This window comes from Clostridium sp. Marseille-P2415, from assembly GCF_900155545.1.
In the GTDB taxonomy this organism is placed as follows: domain Bacteria; phylum Bacillota; class Clostridia; order Lachnospirales; family Lachnospiraceae; genus Lacrimispora.
On record NZ_LT732526.1, the window covers coordinates 2,906,329 to 2,926,592 of the forward strand.

The window sequence follows — 20,264 nt, forward strand, 5'->3', positions numbered from 1 at the left end:
AATCACTTTGAACGTCATCTAAGTCTAAGATGATGTCCGATATTCATGAAATTCTTCAACACCCCATTACCATGAAGAACAAGTACGTCAAATAGCTTGTCGAGAACCTCCTTTCAGAAGTCCATCGTCAGGCTTGGCCATCCTTCTTCCTGTTCAATTTCTGCTCTCATAATTCGGGTAAATAATGAGGAACATCACCGTCAAGCCTGTTTTCAGCATCTCTGTGGCCTGCTGCTCTACCCTGTAGCATAAATTGAGGTTGGACAGTCAAGCCGCCAAAAGCCTTGAAAAATCAAGCTTTTTTCCGGTTGTCCCAATTATTTCACAAGCACCATCTGGATTCACATAGACCTTACCTCTCAGCTTATGGATTTCTTTCTGAAAATGCACAGCAAATGGACCAATACGACAAGCAAGTATGTATATGATAGGATTTTTAATTTTATTTTTCTTGATGTACTTTACGCAAAAATTTAGTGCCACCACATCATAGTAAATCGCTTGAGCTGGACCGATATTGGGAACTTTAATCTGGAAACAATGTGCATTATGGTATTCAAACTCTTTGTTTTCAGCACCTTTCCATGCGATATGATATTTAATTTTCTTATTGTTTTGGTGATACTCTGTTAGCTTATACAAAAATGTTTCATATCCGCCATATGCGCCGCAATTTTGGGCACCGACTATAAACACATGTTTCATAGTTTTCCTCCCCCTCTTAAGTATTTAGAATTTAAATGTATCCTTCAATCCAATTCACCTTCGTCGCCAGGAGATAAAAATCAGTCACTTTGTAACAAAACTCATCAGTCTCACACAAAACAAGGAATCCTTACGCAAAGCCTTCGTAAATGTAAAACTGCTTTTTGTTCTCTTCTGTCAGCTCCACATCATACCACTTGCCATAGGCTCGCTACCATCACAGCAGTACCTTTAATATTGGTATTAAGAAACACTTCCGGATTTTAATTGAACAGTAACATGCGACTTTGCAGAAAAATTAATAATAATATCAGCAAGTTCTTCTTCAAACAGCCGATAAATTGCTTCGCGATCATAAATGCTAATTTTACAGTAACGAAAACTCGGATTTTTCAGTACCTCGTTCAATTTAGACAAATTGCCCGCATAAATCAAGTAGTCCACATAAAACAATATGATAATCTGAGTATTTATTCAAAGATTCGATACGATGAAATTAAAATGACCAGAAAACTCATAACGAATTATTTCACATGCTCTGTTATGATACACAGAACATGGGTTTAACTAGTGTCTGCTGATTAAACCGTCTCCGGTTCAAAATCAGCAGGTTGATATGCTATCAGCTCCCAAAGCCAAATCAGGGCAAAAAGTATTCGTGCCTGAATCTTGAAAAGATTCGTCACAAATACAGATAACGCAATTGATGTAAGTGTCGTATCATACTGCTTGGTCTTGATCAATCCCAGTCCATAGCAGCGCTTGCTTAAACTGAAAAACCGCTCCACTTCAATTCGATCTGTGTTATCCTGATATTCCTGTTTTTTATCTTTGGCTGAAGGTTTTGTCAAACTTGGTCTTCCAAGTTTTGGTCCAGATAGCCGAATTCCATGGAGCTTGCAGAAACTGCGGTTTCCTCTGGTCCGATAAATCTGATCGGCAAGTACACGTTCTGGATAATGACCGGTGCGTTTCTTGAAGCGTTCTACTGCCTCAATCAGTACGGTGCGGCTCATCATTTCCACATCCACCTGTTGGAGGATTGGAATGGTCATCATCATCATTATCATCACTGGACTCCTTCTCTTTGAAGGCATTCAGCATATATTCGTTGGCTTCCATGATAACGTCCATTTTCAGGCATTTACGGAATAAGACCAGCGTACTTGCATCCACCGGTGGTTCTTCCTGATATCCTGGAAGACCGATAAAATACTGATAATACGGATTCTCCGTCAGCTGATCAACCAGTTCCCGATCAGAATACTGATACTTGGTCTGAATAATCAGAGAGCCAAGGGCAAGACGTAAAGGTTTTGCTACGCGTCCATTCTTTCCCTTGAACAAACGGGAGTATTTCTTTTCAAATATCTCCCACGGAATAGAATCTGCCATTTTTATCCATCGATTCTCCGGATTCATATGGAGTCCCATTGGCTGATTGAAACTGAGAAAGTTGCTCTGTGTATTATCGGTGTATTTATACATTAAATTATTTGCTCCTAAAATGGTACTTTTCTATGAAAAACTGCACGAAAAAAGATTTGAATTCATCGTAAACCGTGCACTTATAGTATACCACTCTGGAGTGAGAAAGTCAGTAAAATCAATAGTTTCTGGCTGATTTTAAATTAATCAGCAGACACTATTTATAACACTGATATTGGAATATAATTTCTAGCGTAAGATGATTCACTTTAATTTTATAACAATATTTGTCAAATGGAAGCAAAATAACTGCCTCTCCATATTCATTAAAAATTCCAACATATTCGTTCCGCCTCCCACAAAAACATTCTTGATAATAGTAGTATGTTAGAATCTCATAATCTAGCTCAGAATGCAGACATTCAAAATTATGGGTATATATGTATTTTTGATAAATTTTCTAGCTTCATCTACATATTTCTTTCAAAAAATAGTATTAACTATCTTTCTAATCGCTTACTATTTGGTATTTTACTGCCGAGATTGCTATTTTCGAATTTCCATTAGCAAAAAGTAAAAACTCCATATTAGCACTGTCTGAAACATCCTGTATCATACTTATAGTTAATTGTGCATTCTCATTAAACTCTCCCTTATTTATATCTCTAAGTGCAATTATGTTTTTTCCATAGTCACTTGATATTCGGGCTTTTGCGACCTCACCAGTATCTATATTAGTCTCAAGTAGAGTTAATTCATATGTAACCTTTAACTTTCCTTTATATACAGTTAGATATGGACCATGAACCAACGATTTTTCTTCTCCAGTAACTTCCATTGCAGTCTGTCCATTTTTAAGTAATATCATAGGAAGATCATTCATCTTTGCTAGATTTTTAAGATCAACTGTCTCAATTCCGTCATAATATTGTTTTAAATCAACACCCTGCTGCATGATTCCTTGTTTTAATTTTTCATTTTTCACAAAAACATATTCTTTGTCATAAAGTAAACTACCGAAATAATTATTATTAAACAAAGTTTTATAATAATTTCCTTTTTTCGCAAAGACAATGGCATTTTCATTCTGTTTCGGCATTGTTCCTGCAATTACAGGAACTCCTTTTAACAGTTTTCGATAACAGTAAGGAATATCTTCAACATAAATTGCATCAAACTGATTTCCTTGGTTCTCCAACTCTTCTATTAGATGAATTCCTGCTTGTATATCCTTTTCATAATCCTTCTGCTTTTGAGCAATCATAAATATAATAGAGCAATAACCTACACCCATTAACAAAACACAGCCCCCAACAAGAATTCTATTCCTAATTTTTTTCTTACCAATGTTCAACCCAATACAAATCACAATGCCAGACATGATAATAAAGAATAGAACAAAATATTTTTGCCTGTCAGCCGCATAGAATTGATACATATTCATCCATGTGCGAATCATACCACTAAGTTCGGAACCATAAAATATTGTTAAAATTAAAATACCTACAAGCAAGAAGTTTATTAGTATTCCATTCTTCTTATCAACTGCGGCTTTCAATGCATTGTCTTTGTAATACTCCCCATCCCAAGCCTTGCTTAAACCATATAAAAGAAAAGGATTAAATTCCAGCCACATCAACTGGGGATCCAAAATACTGTGCGACGCAATTAAAAATACTGACATTCCAAACCAGACATCTTTCTTTTTAATTGCTCTATCATTTAGCTTCATAAAATAAATACATGCCAATAAAAAAGCAATAAGACCAAACTCCAACAAAAATTGAACATAAGAAGAGTCTACATAATTATAAGCCTTTTGATTAATTTCATAAATAATTCCGCCCCCTACCCATTCAATTTTATTTCCAAACAAATCTATACCGTATTGTTCTATTCCTAATTTTCCTTGATTTAGCCTATCATTAAAAAAGATGTTCATGGAATTCATCCATGAAATATTTTGATTGTACAAACTTGTCATGCACACAGTTATGAACGCAAAGAACGGAATAGACCATATATATATATAATTTATCCATCTATGAGGCTTAGAGAAATATGATGAAATTTTTAATACGAATGCCCCAATCAATACTATACAACCTATTCCAAAAGCATTTCTTGTATCTGTTAACCTATATATAACTACATTTATAAGCATTAATACAATCATTGATACAATACTGATTTTCTTTTTCTTCCAATATACATACATGATAATCATATGCATATAAAGGTTTGCTATATTAGTAGTATACTGGTATCCTAAGCTATACCTGTAATCACCATTGAATCTCAGATATATTCTGTTTTCCACAACCCCAAACAAGCTGCTTGCCACAACGAATAGCATAAGGTAAACATTTACATAAAAAGAATATTTTATTATCTGATCAAATTCAATTTCTTTTGCCGCTAATATGAATACCCATAAAGTGACCATTGTCAAATTTTCTGTCTTTAAATATAACACACATTGAAAAGTACTAATGAATGTAATAACAAATAATGTTTTTAAATTATACTTCTCCTCAACAATGTCCAGTGCAATTTTTAAAAATGCCATTAGAATACAAACCTTCTTTAATAGCAAAGTTAATTTCCACCAGTCTCCTGTGAGATTCAGCATGCTGATGCTTAGTGTGCTTTGAATAAAAAAAATCCCAAGTGCTGTAAAAAAGAGTATATTACCTATTTTTTTTAAATTTTTCGTTTCCAAGATTAAATAGTAAGCACTTTTTAAATTGGAAATTCTACAAGATTCATTAAGCTTAAAAATATGTGAAAATTCCTTAACTTTTAAAATCAGCATAAATATAAAAGTAAAGAAAATGCCGGCAAACACTAATTGAGAACTAAAAGAAAAGAAAAATCTGGCTTTTAATAAAACGAATAAGAATACAGCTAACAAAAGTAATATATTCAGTTTTAATAATACCTCAATTCTATGCTTATAATAAAGATTTTGATTCATTCATTCTACCTCGCCTCGGCCAGTTTCCCGTTTACTCTTATAATAATATAATAATTTTTTCTTTTTTTCATCAAAATAAATAATAAAAAAGGCAATTGCTGATATTATAAAGCCTGGAATAATACCCGGAATCTTATACTGTAACTTAATTTTATTTGTTCCCTGTTCAACAGGAATAGTCAAAAAAGTATTTCCTCCCCTTTGCGCTGAGACTTTACTGCTATTAACCTGAATTTCCCAGCCATCATCATATGGAATGGTTAATAAGAGGTATCCTGCTTTATCCGAATAAAATTCTCCTTCTACATCGCCATCCATAAACTTACTTACATTAAAAACATTCTGCTTCAATTGATCAATTGCTCTTCTAAATACAGCCATATCAAGATAGTATAACTGCATTTCCATATTATCATTTGTATCATTATAATTTTCAAACCGTATTTGATGTAAAGTATTTATCTGTCCAACGTTAAAAGTCTTATAACTCAACCACTGATTATAATCACATCGATAAACATCATCAATAAATAACTTTAGCTCCCTTCGAGGAGTTTCAGCATAACCATATATAATACCGTCAATATCAATTACAGGAGTATTAAAAATAATATTTCCATTTTCATTTTGACTATTAAAACTTATTTTTTTATATATTTCAATATCTTCTCCTAAAATTGCAGAAAATAATTTATTTTGAAATTCAAATGGGTTAACATCTTCTATCTTGTCCAGTACTCTTGAACTAGCACTCATTCCTAAACCCAAAGCATATGGATTTATATATACATTCTTTCCACATTTCTGCTCAATATCTTCTATCTTATCAAATCCAGCATATTGTCTCTGTGTCATAAGATATTTAATTCCCATAAAACTATCAGCAGCAAGGTTTGGTTCTCCATATGGAATAATATAATGTTCCCCATCATAGTATCCCAGATCCACCATAAGCTTCATAATGTCCGAATTTATCGTTGAAGTATAATTGGCCACTCCATGAAATCCATAGACCATACTATCATTAAAAGCCGCACTTATTCCATTCCCGCTTATCTGACGATTAAGCGTCTCTTCAATCCTATAAAAAGAATTTGTATCTAATCCTTTAATATCATTTACTATTTCTGTCTGCTCTTTTGTATATTGCTTATATTTTTCTATATCTCCAGTATTGTAGCTCCCATCTCTAACTAAAATACCATTTATTATTAATTCGAAAAACACTATCCCGCAAAGCATTATCGAAGCCAATCTATATTTTGAGCAAATAATCCAGATTAAATAAAAACTCAAAATAAACAATGTTAATATGATTTTTTTAGGTTCAAATGGTAGAAATAGATATAAAGCTTCAAAAGTAACTGCTAGTAAGCTTATATGCTTCGCTAAAGCCAGTTTATCTGCGCTTTTATATAATGTCATTCCTTTAAGGCCTAAATATATAATAAGGAAAATAATAAGATACCCAAAACGACAGTAAAAGCTATCTGCTCTTCTAAATCCATTCCAAATATTTTCAATAGCAAAGACAAATCCTGATATAAGCATTATAAATAAAAAAATAGCAGAACATATTTTTTCTCTAATATTTATTGTTTTATTAGAAAAATAAAACAATAGAAATACTAATATAATATATCCACAAAACATCGATAATTGACGTGTAGTATCCGGTGCTAAATTTCCTATCATAAACCCTTTAATAAGGTTATTTAAATTCCCATTAAAGCTAAACTGAAATATATTTTGTGATCCAAAATCAGCTTTTCCTTTGATCATAGCTATTATAACCGGTAAGAAAAAAAAGAAACTACTTAAAACTCCTATCAATTCATAAAAACAAAAAACGAAAAAATCTTTTATAAAATCAATCTTTCTCTCTACTAAAAATCTTTCATATAAATAATATAAAACTACAAATATACAATTCATGTATGCAGTATACCAATTAAATAGGATTGATATAAAGACCATTATACAAAAAAATTTATGATTTTTCTGTATAATATAGCGATACACTCCAGTAAGCATTAGAGGAAGTAGATAAACTCCATCTAGCCACATAATATTAGTAAGCTGCGCTATATTATATTGCATCAAAGAATAGCATACAGATGCGATTAAAATATAACTATCCTTGCAATTTTTAAACCTTACTCTAGCAAAATAGGTAAATGTTACTCCACATAATGCAATTTTTAAGATGGTTATCAAAAAGACGAATAAAGGTATCTGCTCTTCTGAAAAGAAATAGATGAGCAAATTGAAGGGCGAAGATAAATAATATGCAAATAATCCTATGGTTTGATTTCCCAAAGACATTGAAAATGAATAAGTCAATTTTGCATTTCCTAACAATACATTTCTTAACCAGCCAAAATAATCAATATATTGATAATATAAATCAGAAGCTAGGTTGCTTGTCTTTCCTAACGGATAAACACCACAATACAAAAAAATCAAGCAAATTCCTACAATAGATAGCAACGCTGAAATAATATAAATTTTTTTTTCATATAATTTCGAAAAAAACATATTAATTCCTTTCCCCAAAATACAATTAGCTTTATTTTATATTACTCTCATCTATTAAATAAATAGGTCTTTTTTTAATTTCAAGATACATTTTGGCCAGATATTGCCCTAGTATCCCCAGACAGAATAATTGGACGCCCCCCAAAAATGTAATAATACATGTTAATGAGGCCCAACCAGCCACAGGATCACCAAACAGAAGCCTTCTTACTACTATAAATGTAATTGCTATTATTGATAACAAGCAAAATATAAAACCGACTATAGAAGAAATTACTAATGGTGTTGTAGTGAATGCTACAATACCTTCTATGCTATAACGAAATAAAGACCAAAAAGACCACTTTGTTTTACCTGCTACGCGTTCCACATTTTCATAGTCAATCCATTTGTTTTTAAATCCAACCCAGCCAAATAATCCCTTAGAAAATCGATTGTATTCACTTAATTCTAATAGTGCGTCCACAAATTTTCTATTCATTAATCTAAAATCTCTGGCACCATCTACAATCTCTACATCTGACATTTTATTAATAATTTTATAAAAGCATCTGGCAAATAAAGATCTGATGGGTGGTTCCCCCCTACGGGTAACTCGTCTAGTCGCAACAGAATCATACCCTTCCTCTGTCACTGCCTTATACATATCAGGTAAAAGGCTTGGTGGATCCTGTAAATCTGCATCCATCATTGCTACAAAACTACCCTTAGCATGTTGAAAACCTGCATAAATAGCTGCTTCTTTCCCAAAATTTCTAGAAAAAGATATAAACTTAACTTTATCATCCACTTCTGCTATTTGTTTTATAATCTGTTTTGTATTATCTATAGACCCATCATCCACTAGAATTATTTCAAAATTCAGTTCGTGCATTTGATGAGCAACTTTATCCATTTCCTTCATAAATAATGGTAATGCTTCACTTTCATTATAACAGGGCACTATGATAGATATCAGTTCTCTCATTTTTCCTTCTCCAAATTTACAATATACCTAAATACTTCTTCCAGAATTCTACAGAAGTAATATAAGCACGTTTAGCTGCATATTCTTCCTCAATTATTCCGTTGTTCTTCTTATACAAACGTACATTTTTTCTCCAGCGTCTTTGTAAATTTTTATATCTTTGCTTGTCCAAAATACGGATAGCTGCCTGCTTTGTAAATGGATTTACCGCCAATAAATTCCTATGTAATGCCATTTTAGCAGGCTGATAAACATGATCAAATGCTATAGCTACCGGTTCCTGATTCAGCCAGCTTACAGGAATAAAGCGTTGACCATTATATGTTAATCTAAATATCCATTTTTTTAAAAAGGTACGCGGCGGATCATAATATATTGCATTTAAATCTACCTCTATATTGCTAAACTCTTTTAACGATATAAGTATTTCATTAAACTTTCGATTTTTATTAACAATATCTTCCCCATCACTACTAATCAAAAATTCTGGTCCCTTCATATAATCTTCCAATGCCTTTATTACTAATTCTGCGGCATCATAATTAAATCGCATTAGTTCTGTACGATAAGATTTATGAACAAAATCAAAAACATTAACATTTGATATCGAATTAACTGCCTTTCCGATTAACAAATTCCTACACTGCTGATATCTGTCAAATGCAGCATTATATTTATTCGTAAATCCCATATGCCAAACACATATTCCATTCATTGTTAATATATGAGCTTTACATCTTAGTGAATATTCCATATCATCGCATCTTATAAATATTGGTAAAGATAATCCATTTTTCTTTATCTGTGAGCTCGGTATGCAGCAATACCACCAGCCTGCATATTCATTACTGGTATTTGTAAATTCAGACTCATTTCTTAAATTTTCTTGCAGTTTTTCATGAAAACACCTGCCTTTTAATGAAACAAAATTACAATTTTTTGTTAAAGTTCCAATATCTTCATGCTGAATATTTTTTCTCTCATAAAACAGCATAGCTCCACTTATAAAGCTATCTTTAAACTCATCTCTTAACAACGTTAACAAGATATACGTTCTTCTAATGCTCTCTGGGATCATTAAAACATCATCATCCATTAACAAAACATGTGTTGCCTGAGGATCCTGACGTAAAGATTCTATCATTCCTCTGGAGAATCCACCTGATCCGCCAGAATTTTTATTAGGATACAGCTTTACGTGATAGCCCTCTATATCTTCTTTATTTAATGTTCTCCCATTATCAACCACCTGAATATATAAGTTTTCTCTGACTTCACTATCTTCAAGTAGTAACTCTTTCTTAATAAGTTCTACATTACTTTTTATAAATTCTTCTTTAAAACATGTGGTTGTAGCTAAGGAAAGTACTACCTTCTTAACATCTGACTCTTCACAATCTCCTACATAAGAGCCACCATATATTTCACAATCACTGTAGGTCCTTATCTCAAAACCCACAATCTGTTCTTTGTTGTCTGGGTATGGAATCACAATATCAGTTTTTTTATCAACCTTATATCTTGTAGTTCCAAATATTTTTTTTTCAACCTCTCCTAACTCCAAATGATATCCAACCAGTACTAACTCAAAATCTCCAGAAACTTTTAGATTTAAGGATATTGTTCCTACATTAGTATACTTCTTCCATTTTCCATAAGAACAGCCATTTAAATAAGAGGTAAAATCTACTTCATGAAAGGCCGGAATCCTCAAAGCATCAATATCATTATCAATCATAAACTTATTATTATGATAAAAAAGCTCCCATTGTTCCTTATAAACTTCATCTTTCGGTAACAATATTTTCTGCAATTCTTTTTTCATCTTTATTTATTCTCCTCCTATTGCAAAGATTTCATGTAGGAATCACAAACAGTCTCTGCATCTCCGCACATTACTGAATGTCCCTTTCTAAGCCATAACGCATGATTACAAAGATTTCTAACTGATTCAATGGAATGCGATACATATAGCAATGTAGTTCCTCCATTCAACATTTCCTGCATTCTTCTCTCACATTTCTGTTGAAAAGCATAATCTCCTACAGAGAGCACTTCATCAACAATCAAAATATCAGGTGACACCATAGTAGCTATGGAAAAGCCCAGACGAGCCGCCATACCTGAGGAGTAATTTTTAATAGGCATATCTAAGAAATCCTTTAATTCTGCAAAATCAACAATCTCATCAAAATGTTCCTGCATATATCGCTTACTATGGCCAAGTAAAGTACCATTTAAAAAAATATTTTCTTTAGCAGTTAAATTCCCATCAAATCCGGCACCTAATTCTATCAAAGGTGCAATTGTACCATTGATATTCACACTCCCCTTATAGGGCTTTAAAATACCACAAATCAATTTTAATAAAGTAGATTTTCCAGAACCATTCGTACCGATAATCCCCCAAGCTTCCCCTCTCCTCACATTAAAATCAATACTTTGCAAAGCCAGAAACTCTTGGAACATTAACTGCCCTCTAACCATCTTAATAAAATATTCTTTTAAATTATCAATCTGCTCTGAGGCCATATTAAAACGAACTGTAGCATCTGATACTTCTATTACATAATCTTTTTTTTCCATAGAAACCCTCTAAACTTTCCAATCAGATATATAATATAAACTTATCCTGAGTTTTACTAAATGCCCAAATTCCAATAATTAAGACTATTAAAGAAATTGATACTCCCGGCAAGATTAATGCCTGAGAAGGCATCTTCCCTTCCATAACAATTGTCCTGAATTGTGATATATAAAAATACATTGGATTGAAGGTTACTACTAATTTATAAATTTTTTCAGGTAAGGCCGTAATAGGGTAAAATATAGGAGTTAAATACATCCAAGCTGTAATAACTGCACCATATATATGCTGAACATCACGAAAAAAAACAGCTGCCTGAGCTAAAAACAAACCAAGTCCAAGGCTGAATACATATATTTGAAGCAAAATCAGAGGAATAAACAGAAAATATATATTAAACTGGACTTTACATACTAAAAATACAAGCAACATCGCTCCCAGAGCAAACAATAGATTCACCAATGAACTTGTTACTTTGGATATAGTAAAAATATATTTTGGCACATATGTTTTCTTTAATAACGGCGCGTTATCCATTATAGAATTAATGGATAAGGTTGTAGATTCATTAACAAAGTTAAACATTGTCTGACCAATAATAAGATAAACTGGATAATTTTCTATTTCAAAACGGAACATATTCGAAAACACAATCACCATGATCATCATGATCATCAAAGGATTCAATATGCTCCAGATATAGCCCAAAAAGCTACGTCTATATTTCAGTTTAATATCTTTTTCCACTAATTGCTGAAGCAAAAAACGATATGAATAGAATACATTAAAATGTTCTATAAATGGCTTCATTTTTCTTACCTTTCCTCATTTTTATACATTTGGAGGCGTTTCATATTTATTCCAATATTTTTCAGTAGTTAATAACCGCCAATATTTATGATAATTATTATGGTATTTATCATAGAATACAGGGAAAAGCAGTACTGTTACACACACATTAATAATATCTCTAACAGAAGCCTTTTCTTTTTCAGAATTCACTTTCTGGTGAAGAATATCAATTTCCTGTTTTTCCCACCATTCAACCCCTCTAAAAAAATCCTTCATTGCATTAACCCGCATTGGAAAACTTAATCTTGGCATAATTAATCCAGCTGCCAGTCGACGGATAAGTGCTTTAGTCAACCGCCACCTTGAATATCCTTTTTTATTATAAAGAATATTTAAAACCATAAAGTTCCTAACATCATAATAATCCCTTATAATATTTTTTCTAACAGCAGCAATTTCATGCCATACACAAATTCCATTAAGAAGAATCCAATTTCTAGCATTACGTAGACCATACTCCATGTCGTCACAATGTATAAAAAACGGAAGAGGTAAATTATTCAATCCTATCTCTGACAATGGCATACAGCAATACCACCATGCATTATAATCTACAGGATAAATTTCATCGTTTTTTAAAATATTTTCTGCTTTTTTTAAATCATAGCCCTTGCCCTGTGGGTGTAAGATTCCATCCCAAGCAGCACCGGCTTCTTCTTGCACACATGGCTCATCACGTCTCAACATTGCGCCGCCTATAAAAGACTTTCTATAATTATCTTTTAGCAGGCATAGCATAGAATACATTCTTTCAAATGCTTCAGGTTCTATATCAACATCATCATCCATTAAAAGAATATGCGTATATGCCTTCTCTTCTTTCTGGTGGAGTGCTTCAATAATCCCTCTGGTAAATCCCCCTGTTCCACCCGTATTACGATTTTTAATTAAAAGAATGTCTTCAAAACCATCATTTAATGTTTGTCCATTATCTACTACGATTATATCTAAATGTTTTCTTAAAAGCGCTTCACCATTCTGTAAAATTCTTTTTCTAATCTGGTCTATATTCCGTTTAATAAACTCTTCTCTTTTATAAGTGCATACGATCATAGCAATCTTTATACTATAATCACACGTTTCTTCTCCAGAATAATGCAGGTCTTCCACTTCAACATCTGAAATTGACCTTATTTTTACGTAGCACATACTATTCAAATGCTGTGGAGTCAGTGCCACATCAAGAGATATTTCGTCCTCAGCATTCTGTTCGCAACTAAATATACATTGATCTTGTACATTATCTTTGAAAAAAGCTCTTTCGAAAACTTCCAGACAATAATGTCCTTTTATTTTTCCTTCTAATTTAATTTGTTTAATCTTTGTATATTCTCTCCACTTTCTAATTGAAATACTATTAAAATAAGTTCCAGTATCAAGAACTCCACCACTGTCAACCCGAGCTTTATTATAATTCAAAATTTGAACCTTCTCATTAAACTTGGCGTACAATTCTTTTGCATCAAGACCTTCTAGAGAGGGGAATATTATTGATTGTAATCTCATCAGCTACCTCCATGTTTATAATTTACCAGTCTAGATATCAAACCGTAAAGGCAATAGCTGCTCTTCCTCATAATCAGTATTGCTGGGTTTTTAACTACCCCGTAAATTTCCGGATATTTGTTTCGTAAATCTTTTTCCATTCTGATTAATTTTCTTTTATGATCCAACCCGAAGCTTAAATAAATCTTATACTGGCTGGTAACCACTCTACCAACTATTCCAGCCATACAGTACCTACACTCTTCATTCCTGCAAGCTTCAAAATATTGAAGCAAATGACCTAAAACCTTTTCATGCTGCGCGCATCGTTTCCTCATATTTTCAATGCTCACACTTTGTGTCGGCTGTCCAATCCGGTACATATATACATAATCTGGTATAGCAGCTACAGAATTAATATAAGGAAGCGGAAATGTCATGTATTCCATATCTACATAATAACAATGTTCATCAATTTTTTCAGGAATTTTTCTAAGGATTTCTGTACGATATGTAATAGCGTGCATTTTAAAGAATATTTTATCCGATATACTGTTAAATGAAACCTCTTGACCATATTTTATTCCCGGACATATCTGATCAACCTCTTTGCTTTTCCTTCCTGTTGAATCATTCACCCAGTAATAATTGTTCAGTACGAGATCAGCCTCTATAGACTTTAATAGAGCCATCAGGCTTTTAAGCCCTTCTGCCAGAACCCAGTCATCGCCGTCTACCACCTTAAAATATTTACCAGCTGCTTCTTCAATCCCTTTATTGATTGTAGAACCGTGACCACCATTCTCCTTTGTGATCATCCGGAAAGTCTGGGGATAGTTATTTACATACTTTTGACCAATTTGCGGACTGGAATCAGTTGATCCATCATTAATGATTAAAACTTCTAATTCTCCCATAATTTCTGGGACCACAAAAGAATTCAGACATTGATTTAGATATTTTTCTACATTATAAGTTGGCACAATAACTGTCAAAGTTTTCATTTTATTATTTCCTTTTATTTTCTGAATCCGGCAATACCCCTTCTGTAGCCTCTTTCATAAACATAATCTTAGGAGTCATAAATATCAGCTTTAAATCAAGAAGTAGTGAATAGTTCCTTATATAGGTCAAATCCAACTTCAGCTTATCGTATGATGTTGTATTGTATTTTCCATAAATTTGTGCATATCCAGTTAAACCTGCCTTGACCTTGGTTCGATATGAAAATTCCGGAATTTCCTTTAGAATTTCTTCCGCCAGTTCTGGTCTCTCAGGACGAGGGCCTACAAAGGTCATATCTCCCATCAGTATATTAAACAACTGTGGAAGTTCATCCAGCCTCGTTCTCCTAAGAAGATGCCCGATCGGCAAAATTCTGGAATCCCCTTCCGATGCCAAACGCGCTACTCCATCCTCTTCCGCTTCCTGAACCATGGTACGGAACTTATAAATTTCAAATATTTTATCATTCTTTGTTAGTCTGGTCTGTTTAAAGAAAATTGGACCTTGATCCGTCAGCTTAATGCAAATACCTATGACAAGGAAAAGGGGACTTGACACCACTAATCCGATCAAAGCCCCGACTATATCGACCAGTCGTTTCAAAAACTCCTGTTCAATGGTTAACCCTTCATTTCTGGACAACAGAAGCGGTGAATCAAAAAGATTCAACTCTACCGAACTCTTTAACAGAATGTCTGATATCTTGGGAACATTGTAGGTACGAATGGAATTTGCAAAGCAATATTTTAATATCAGATTTCTCTCATGGGAAGAAATATCCCCCACTATAACACCATCATATTTTAATATTTCCTGCATCAATAAAGGAATACCCTGTTCAATGTTAATGATCTGACATATTTCGTATTTATCCTCTCTTGAATTGATCTTTTCCATAAGATGATAGTCTGATCTTTTTCCGGATACCAAAAGCATCTTTCTCGGAGGAAACATCTTACCATAAATCCACTGGTACACCAGAGTCCAGCATATAATGACCAGAAAATCCAACACTGTCATCTTAATCAACTGCAAAGGGCCTAAAAAGTGCTTGTCCAAAACTGCAATTTGCAAGTATGTAAAAATATTAGTAAATATTACGGCCAGAATCTGGGAATATATTAGATTCCCTTTTTTTAGATATCCAACCTTAAATCCACCGTATGTACTCATAAAAAGGACAAGAAGAACACCATAGAGGAAAATCATCATCCAGTTTCCTCTTCTAAAAAACGGAAACTCAATAATCCTATTATAATGGTAAATCCACGTCCAGCCATACAGCGCAATCAGCATTGACGTGATCCCAAAAGTGAATATTATTTTAATGAGCCGTTTATATTTCTGATCAACTTTCATTTAAAATGCACCTTTATCTCTATTAATCTTGTTGTAATCCGCCTAAGGCCTTATTAGTATACCATATTTTCTCCGCTTAGTACAATCTTCTCCATGACAAAAAGCGCTGTTATTATTTAAGATTTTATGAATATTTTACCTTTCTATTAAAAAACTCCAAAAGCTGGTGAATTTAGGCAGAATTCATCAGTTTTTGGAGTTTGCAATTATTTTACATTTATTGTTCTTCTATTGATCTTGCAGATCCTATTCCCAATAAAAGCCAAAGTATAGGTGTAGTAATAGGGAGATTGAGATTTACAAAGGCCTGGACACTGTAACAAATAACGCCAAAAGCGATTGCTATGATATATGGATCTTTCTTTTTATAGCTAAAACATTTTTTTATATAAGAAAATATAAAAATCAGATATGCAGTCAAGCCTGCTATGCCGACAGTCACCAAGGTATGCAAATATTCATTATGTGCACTGTCAAATAATTCATGATAGGGATTGTTAGCAGTTTTTCTCATCACCAAAATGCCGAAGGTTTCAGGCCCAAATCCGATTATTTTCTTCCACGTAGATAGTTTTAAATAGCATTCCATAGTATTTCTCCAGATATATCCTCGATGAGTTCCCCACTCATCATTGAAAAGGATATAATTACTTAAGTTCCCGTATTTTTCAACATTGCCTGCAACATTACAATCAAAAAAGACATATAGAATAGCAATTAAAACTAATCCAATCATCCCCAACCATACATATCTGAACGTATTGCCGTACTCTTTCACTCCCGCTTTTCTTTTATAGCCTATAATATATAAAAACAGAACAACAGCCCACATGGTAATTACTAAAAAGTGTAAACCGCCAAATCCAATCACCAGATTGAATGCACTATTTATGCCAAGAACTTTATCTCCAAAACAAGTATTAATCCATTCAATGCATTGAGTAACAGTAAAAAACGTTGCCAGTAGAATGAGATATCTTTGAATGCCTTTTTTACTCTTGAATAAATACAAAGGTAAAAAACCAAATAATGCAGCTAAGGAAAGATAAGCGTTATCGCTAACTCCCATAATAATAGCAAAAAAGCTGATTACCATGCAAGCAAAATACCAAATTTTATATTTAAACCGTTCTTCTGTCGTAAAAAGAACTGTAGCAATAGCAGTGATTAACCCAACATAAGCGGTGTAAGTATTTATATTGCCAAGAGTGGAGGTGAAAATTGGCCTTTGTTCAGCAATCATAGCAACCTTGAAACGAAAAATATCCAAATTAAAATAGTCTGTAATCCCAAATAGGCATACAAATATTCCAGTTGCTAATATCAAATCAATATACCAGCGTTTATAATTCCAGAATCTGCTTATACAAAAATAGGCTACAACATACTGGGTAATCAAAAAAAGTCCTGTATATCTTCCCTCATTACCCCAAAATGATTCATAAAGATAATCCGATGTGACAGTCGATATTATAGCTATGAATAAATAAATCAATACAAAATAGTCTTGTACCTTTAAATTTTTTAAAAAGGCTTTTAAAGTAAAATTTTTCAAATATAATGCCGTACGTTTAAACCCTATAGTGAAGGAATATCCTACCAGCAATACCACCATTAATATTGTGCAAAAGCAAAAATAATAGTATTTAAAGAGTAGAATATCAAAATAGCGATCCCTAACAGCAAGCGGAAGACCTACGCCAATGGATATTACATATATTCCAAGGAGTATTGATAATAAATCTCGCTTTTCATCTGTTCTTTCCACATTTTTATAAGAATTAGTTGACATATATAATTCCTTTCATTCCAAATGTTTTGTCTTAGTATAACACCTTATATCTCAGACTGCAACTTTTTCCAGGTTTTTATTCTTCTTTGTGAATGGAAACATTATTTTATCTAAAAGATCACATAAGCAATTAAAAATATTCAATATAACAACTGGAAATTAGATATCCTGAATATCTTCAAAATGAACTTTCAGACATATCGCACTAAGTTCCTATTGTAAAATCAAAGTACCAAAACATAATCATTATAATATGGGGCCTTCAGGCGAGAGACTGTTACATAATCTGCATAAGCTTGAAAAACTGATGAAGGATATGTAAATAGCTATTTTAGGGTGGAGTTGTTTTTTCACTCTTAATCTTTACTTATAATAATGCAAATTCCAGGCATATCGATCATGGGTACTGGTAGCCTGTCCAATCGGGGGCATTATTGCCAAATAAACATCTTTAGCAGGTTCTCACTAGAATAAAAACCATCTTGGATTTGCTTTCTTCACGTAGCCGAAGGTCATACCATTCAATGTAAAATTAGCTTTAAATATAGTAATGGAGCAGGATACTAGAGAATCCCACTCCAATGATTGATAATGAAAAAGATTAAACACATTGTAAAAACCGGTGATAAGACTCCTTATCACCGGTTTCAAAGCAATTAGAATTTCACATCAAAAAATATGATTAATCTTCTACGAAGATATAGTTAATCTTCTCGCCAGTCTGATTGTAGCAACGATCATTACCATCTTTAGCTTTGGATTTGCTCTTCTGTACACTACCAGAAGTATTGATCAGCTTATAGGTAATCTTATTAGCTGCAGCAGCAGCATTATCAACTACATAATACTCTTCCCAATCTTTCTTATCTGGAACAGCTTCTTCTTTTACATATGCATCAGGTTCATCAATGAACTTATCAGTTGTTAAAAGTTCATATGTTGGTGTAGCACCACTTTCGTCAATTTTCAGAACTGCATACTTATCATCCTTATCAGCCTTCATAAGCATACCAGCCATGTAATACTTGCTGTTATCTACGCCAGACTTACCAGCACCCTTATAGCTGCCGGACTTGTTGAATAAGAAGTTGAAAGATTCTCCATCGACTTCAACGCTCTGCTTGTTGGTCTTCATTGAGCCATCATCGCCATTACCGAAGTAGTAGCAGTAATATCCCTCACTTAACAACTTATTAGCGCTTTCTTTGAAGTTATCTTCTGTATCAAACTTAGCATCATCGCGGGTATCATCAGCTAAGATTTCTTCAATCTTAGTTGTGCTTCCGTCTTCGAACTTGATGAACTTCAGACCGTCTTTCATTCTACCATAAGAGTCGAATGCATACTTCTTACCATTGATAGACTTGATTTCAGAAGCTACTAACTTACCATCCTTGTCGGAATAGTACCAATAATCTTCATCATCATTGTACTTATCTTCATACAGATTCTCATCCGGAACAACTTTAAACCAGCCCTTGGTTACTCTGGCACCATCTTCTGGTGTTCCATAATATCTCCAATTGCTTGAATAGTCTGCTGTACCCTGGCTAGCAGTTGCTGTAGTTGGTGAAGCATCATAAACTACCCACTCTGCATTCATACGGCCATATTCATCAAAGCTGTACTTCTTGCCATTGATGGTCTTGCCCTTTTCGTCAACCATCTTCTTACCGTTGCCCTTGAAGTAGAACCAACGTGTCTGGTTCTCATCATCGAAGACATTGCTGCTGGACATACCTTCGTTGTCTGTCTCATAATTATTGTCTATAATGTCAAGATAAGCCCAACCAACAGCCTGTGCGCCGTCATTCTCATCGCCGCAGTAGTAAACACCTTCCTGCCACTTTTCATCGCCGGTCTCTCTCTCGCCATTGGAATTGATCCAACCATAGAGCATCTTACCTTCATCATCAAAGATGTATTTCTTACCGTTTACGGTCTTGAAGGAAGCTGCGTTGCTGGTAGAAGAGCTCTTATAAGCCTTACCATTGGATCCGAAGTAATACCAGTGATTTACCGGTTCCTCGTCCTCATCACCATCACCATATTCGTCATTTTCAACGGAAACCCACTTATTAGCTACCATAGCGCCGTTCTCGTCTACATAGTAGTAGTTGTCGTTGTATTCAACGATAGCATCGGTAGCCATCTCACCGTCTTCGTTCAGGTAGAACCAGTTGTCACCGGATTTCTCCCACTTTTCGGTTTCTAAGTCGCCGCTCTTATCGTAGTACACCCATGTACCATTTTCTTCCTGCCAGCCTGTTGCTGCGAAAGAGGTCATGGAAGCGCCTACTGCAAGCAGTGCTGCTGTGGATAATACAGCAACTAATTTGGTCTGCTTTCTCATAATTAATGCACTCTCCTTTTTCTTTTTGAAATACTTTCTGAAATTCCTAATTGCATTACGAGGTAATTATACTTCCTATAATGGAAATTATCAATACTTTTTTTACTTTTTTTGCATATTTTTCAAAAAGCAAAAAATATTTACATTTCCGGCAGAAGCTATCAATTCCTCCATCACATGGAACAGTATAATACAAATTTTAGGAAAATGCTATAA

General features: G+C 33.6%; 12 protein-coding genes and 3 pseudogenes. All 15 read right to left on the reverse strand.

Translation table 11 applies throughout. From position 1 onward, the window contains the following. Window positions 1–267: 267 nt before the first annotated feature. Window positions 268–705, reverse strand: a complete 438-nt coding sequence (locus BQ9856_RS18210) for a DUF1972 domain-containing protein (RefSeq protein ID WP_077612290.1) — start codon at window positions 703–705, stop codon at window positions 268–270. A gap of 133 nt (window positions 706–838) precedes the next feature. Further along, window positions 839–916, reverse strand: a pseudogene (locus BQ9856_RS25780) (dTDP-4-dehydrorhamnose 3,5-epimerase); the annotation flags it as partial. Between the two features lie 454 nt (window positions 917–1,370). Further along, window positions 1,371–1,712, reverse strand: a pseudogene (locus BQ9856_RS24995) (transposase); the annotation flags it as partial. Window positions 1,713–1,848: 136 nt separating this feature from the next. Further along, window positions 1,849–2,193 (reverse strand): annotated as a pseudogene (locus BQ9856_RS25785) (transposase); the annotation flags it as partial. 448 nt (window positions 2,194–2,641) lie between these two features. Further along, window positions 2,642–5,110 carry a hypothetical protein gene (locus tag BQ9856_RS18225; RefSeq protein WP_077612291.1) on the reverse strand — a complete coding sequence of 823 codons (2,469 nt, stop codon included), beginning with the start codon at window positions 5,108–5,110 and terminating at the stop codon, window positions 2,642–2,644. Further along, a complete protein-coding gene (locus tag BQ9856_RS18230) occupies window positions 5,111–7,648 on the reverse strand; it encodes a YfhO family protein (protein ID WP_077612292.1) in 2,538 nt (845 codons plus the stop codon). Between the two features lie 31 nt (window positions 7,649–7,679). Then, a complete protein-coding gene (locus BQ9856_RS18235; protein WP_077612293.1) occupies window positions 7,680–8,615 on the reverse strand; it encodes a glycosyltransferase family 2 protein in 936 nt (311 codons plus the stop codon). A gap of 16 nt (window positions 8,616–8,631) precedes the next feature. After that, entirely contained in the window at window positions 8,632–10,440 is a 1,809-nt protein-coding gene (locus tag BQ9856_RS18240) for a glycosyltransferase (protein WP_077612294.1), read from the reverse strand. 17 nt (window positions 10,441–10,457) lie between these two features. After that, window positions 10,458–11,201 carry an ABC transporter ATP-binding protein gene (locus BQ9856_RS18245; protein WP_077612295.1) on the reverse strand — a complete coding sequence of 248 codons (744 nt, stop codon included), beginning with the start codon at window positions 11,199–11,201 and terminating at the stop codon, window positions 10,458–10,460. A 22-nt stretch (window positions 11,202–11,223) separates the two neighbouring features. Further along, window positions 11,224–12,012 carry an ABC transporter permease gene (locus tag BQ9856_RS18250; protein ID WP_077612296.1) on the reverse strand — a complete coding sequence of 263 codons (789 nt, stop codon included), beginning with the start codon at window positions 12,010–12,012 and terminating at the stop codon, window positions 11,224–11,226. A 21-nt stretch (window positions 12,013–12,033) separates the two neighbouring features. Next, the gene (locus BQ9856_RS18255; protein WP_077612297.1) at window positions 12,034–13,560 is read right to left on the reverse strand and encodes a glycosyltransferase family 2 protein; all 1,527 of its coding nucleotides are present in this window, start codon (window positions 13,558–13,560) and stop codon (window positions 12,034–12,036) included. Further along, a complete protein-coding gene (locus tag BQ9856_RS18260; protein ID WP_077612298.1) occupies window positions 13,560–14,543 on the reverse strand; it encodes a glycosyltransferase family 2 protein in 984 nt (327 codons plus the stop codon). The genes BQ9856_RS18255 and BQ9856_RS18260 overlap by 1 nt, the downstream gene beginning before the upstream one ends. Window positions 14,544–14,547: 4 nt before the next feature. Further along, window positions 14,548–15,903 (reverse strand): exopolysaccharide biosynthesis polyprenyl glycosylphosphotransferase, encoded by a 1,356-nt coding sequence (locus BQ9856_RS18265; RefSeq protein ID WP_077612299.1) that lies wholly within the window; start codon window positions 15,901–15,903, stop codon window positions 14,548–14,550. Between the two features lie 217 nt (window positions 15,904–16,120). Next, window positions 16,121–17,695 (reverse strand): O-antigen ligase family protein, encoded by a 1,575-nt coding sequence (locus BQ9856_RS18270; protein ID WP_077612300.1) that lies wholly within the window; start codon window positions 17,693–17,695, stop codon window positions 16,121–16,123. Window positions 17,696–18,377: 682 nt separating this feature from the next. Beyond that, the gene (locus BQ9856_RS18275; protein ID WP_077612301.1) at window positions 18,378–20,048 is read right to left on the reverse strand and encodes a cell wall-binding protein; all 1,671 of its coding nucleotides are present in this window, start codon (window positions 20,046–20,048) and stop codon (window positions 18,378–18,380) included. Window positions 20,049–20,264 lie beyond the last annotated feature (216 nt).

Excerpts from the sequence above, each read along its gene's own strand:
- BQ9856_RS18270 (WP_077612300.1), bottom strand. The coding sequence starts at position 17,695 with ATGTCAACTAATTCTTATAAAAATGTGGAAAGAACAGATGAAAAGCGA.
- BQ9856_RS18260 (WP_077612298.1), bottom strand. The coding sequence starts at position 14,543 with ATGAAAACTTTGACAGTTATTGTGCCAACTTATAATGTAGAAAAATAT.
- BQ9856_RS18275 (WP_077612301.1), bottom strand. The coding sequence starts at position 20,048 with ATGAGAAAGCAGACCAAATTAGTTGCTGTATTATCCACAGCAGCACTG.
- BQ9856_RS18255 (WP_077612297.1), bottom strand. The coding sequence starts at position 13,560 with ATGAGATTACAATCAATAATATTCCCCTCTCTAGAAGGTCTTGATGCA.
- BQ9856_RS18235 (WP_077612293.1), bottom strand. The coding sequence starts at position 8,615 with ATGAGAGAACTGATATCTATCATAGTGCCCTGTTATAATGAAAGTGAA.
- BQ9856_RS18240 (WP_077612294.1), bottom strand. The coding sequence starts at position 10,440 with ATGAAAAAAGAATTGCAGAAAATATTGTTACCGAAAGATGAAGTTTAT.
- BQ9856_RS18210 (WP_077612290.1), bottom strand. The coding sequence starts at position 705 with ATGAAACATGTGTTTATAGTCGGTGCCCAAAATTGCGGCGCATATGGC.
- BQ9856_RS18250 (WP_077612296.1), bottom strand. The coding sequence starts at position 12,012 with ATGAAGCCATTTATAGAACATTTTAATGTATTCTATTCATATCGTTTT.
- BQ9856_RS18245 (WP_077612295.1), bottom strand. The coding sequence starts at position 11,201 with ATGGAAAAAAAAGATTATGTAATAGAAGTATCAGATGCTACAGTTCGT.
- BQ9856_RS18230 (WP_077612292.1), bottom strand. The coding sequence starts at position 7,648 with ATGTTTTTTTCGAAATTATATGAAAAAAAAATTTATATTATTTCAGCG.
- BQ9856_RS18265 (WP_077612299.1), bottom strand. The coding sequence starts at position 15,903 with ATGAAAGTTGATCAGAAATATAAACGGCTCATTAAAATAATATTCACT.
- BQ9856_RS18225 (WP_077612291.1), bottom strand. The coding sequence starts at position 5,110 with ATGAATCAAAATCTTTATTATAAGCATAGAATTGAGGTATTATTAAAA.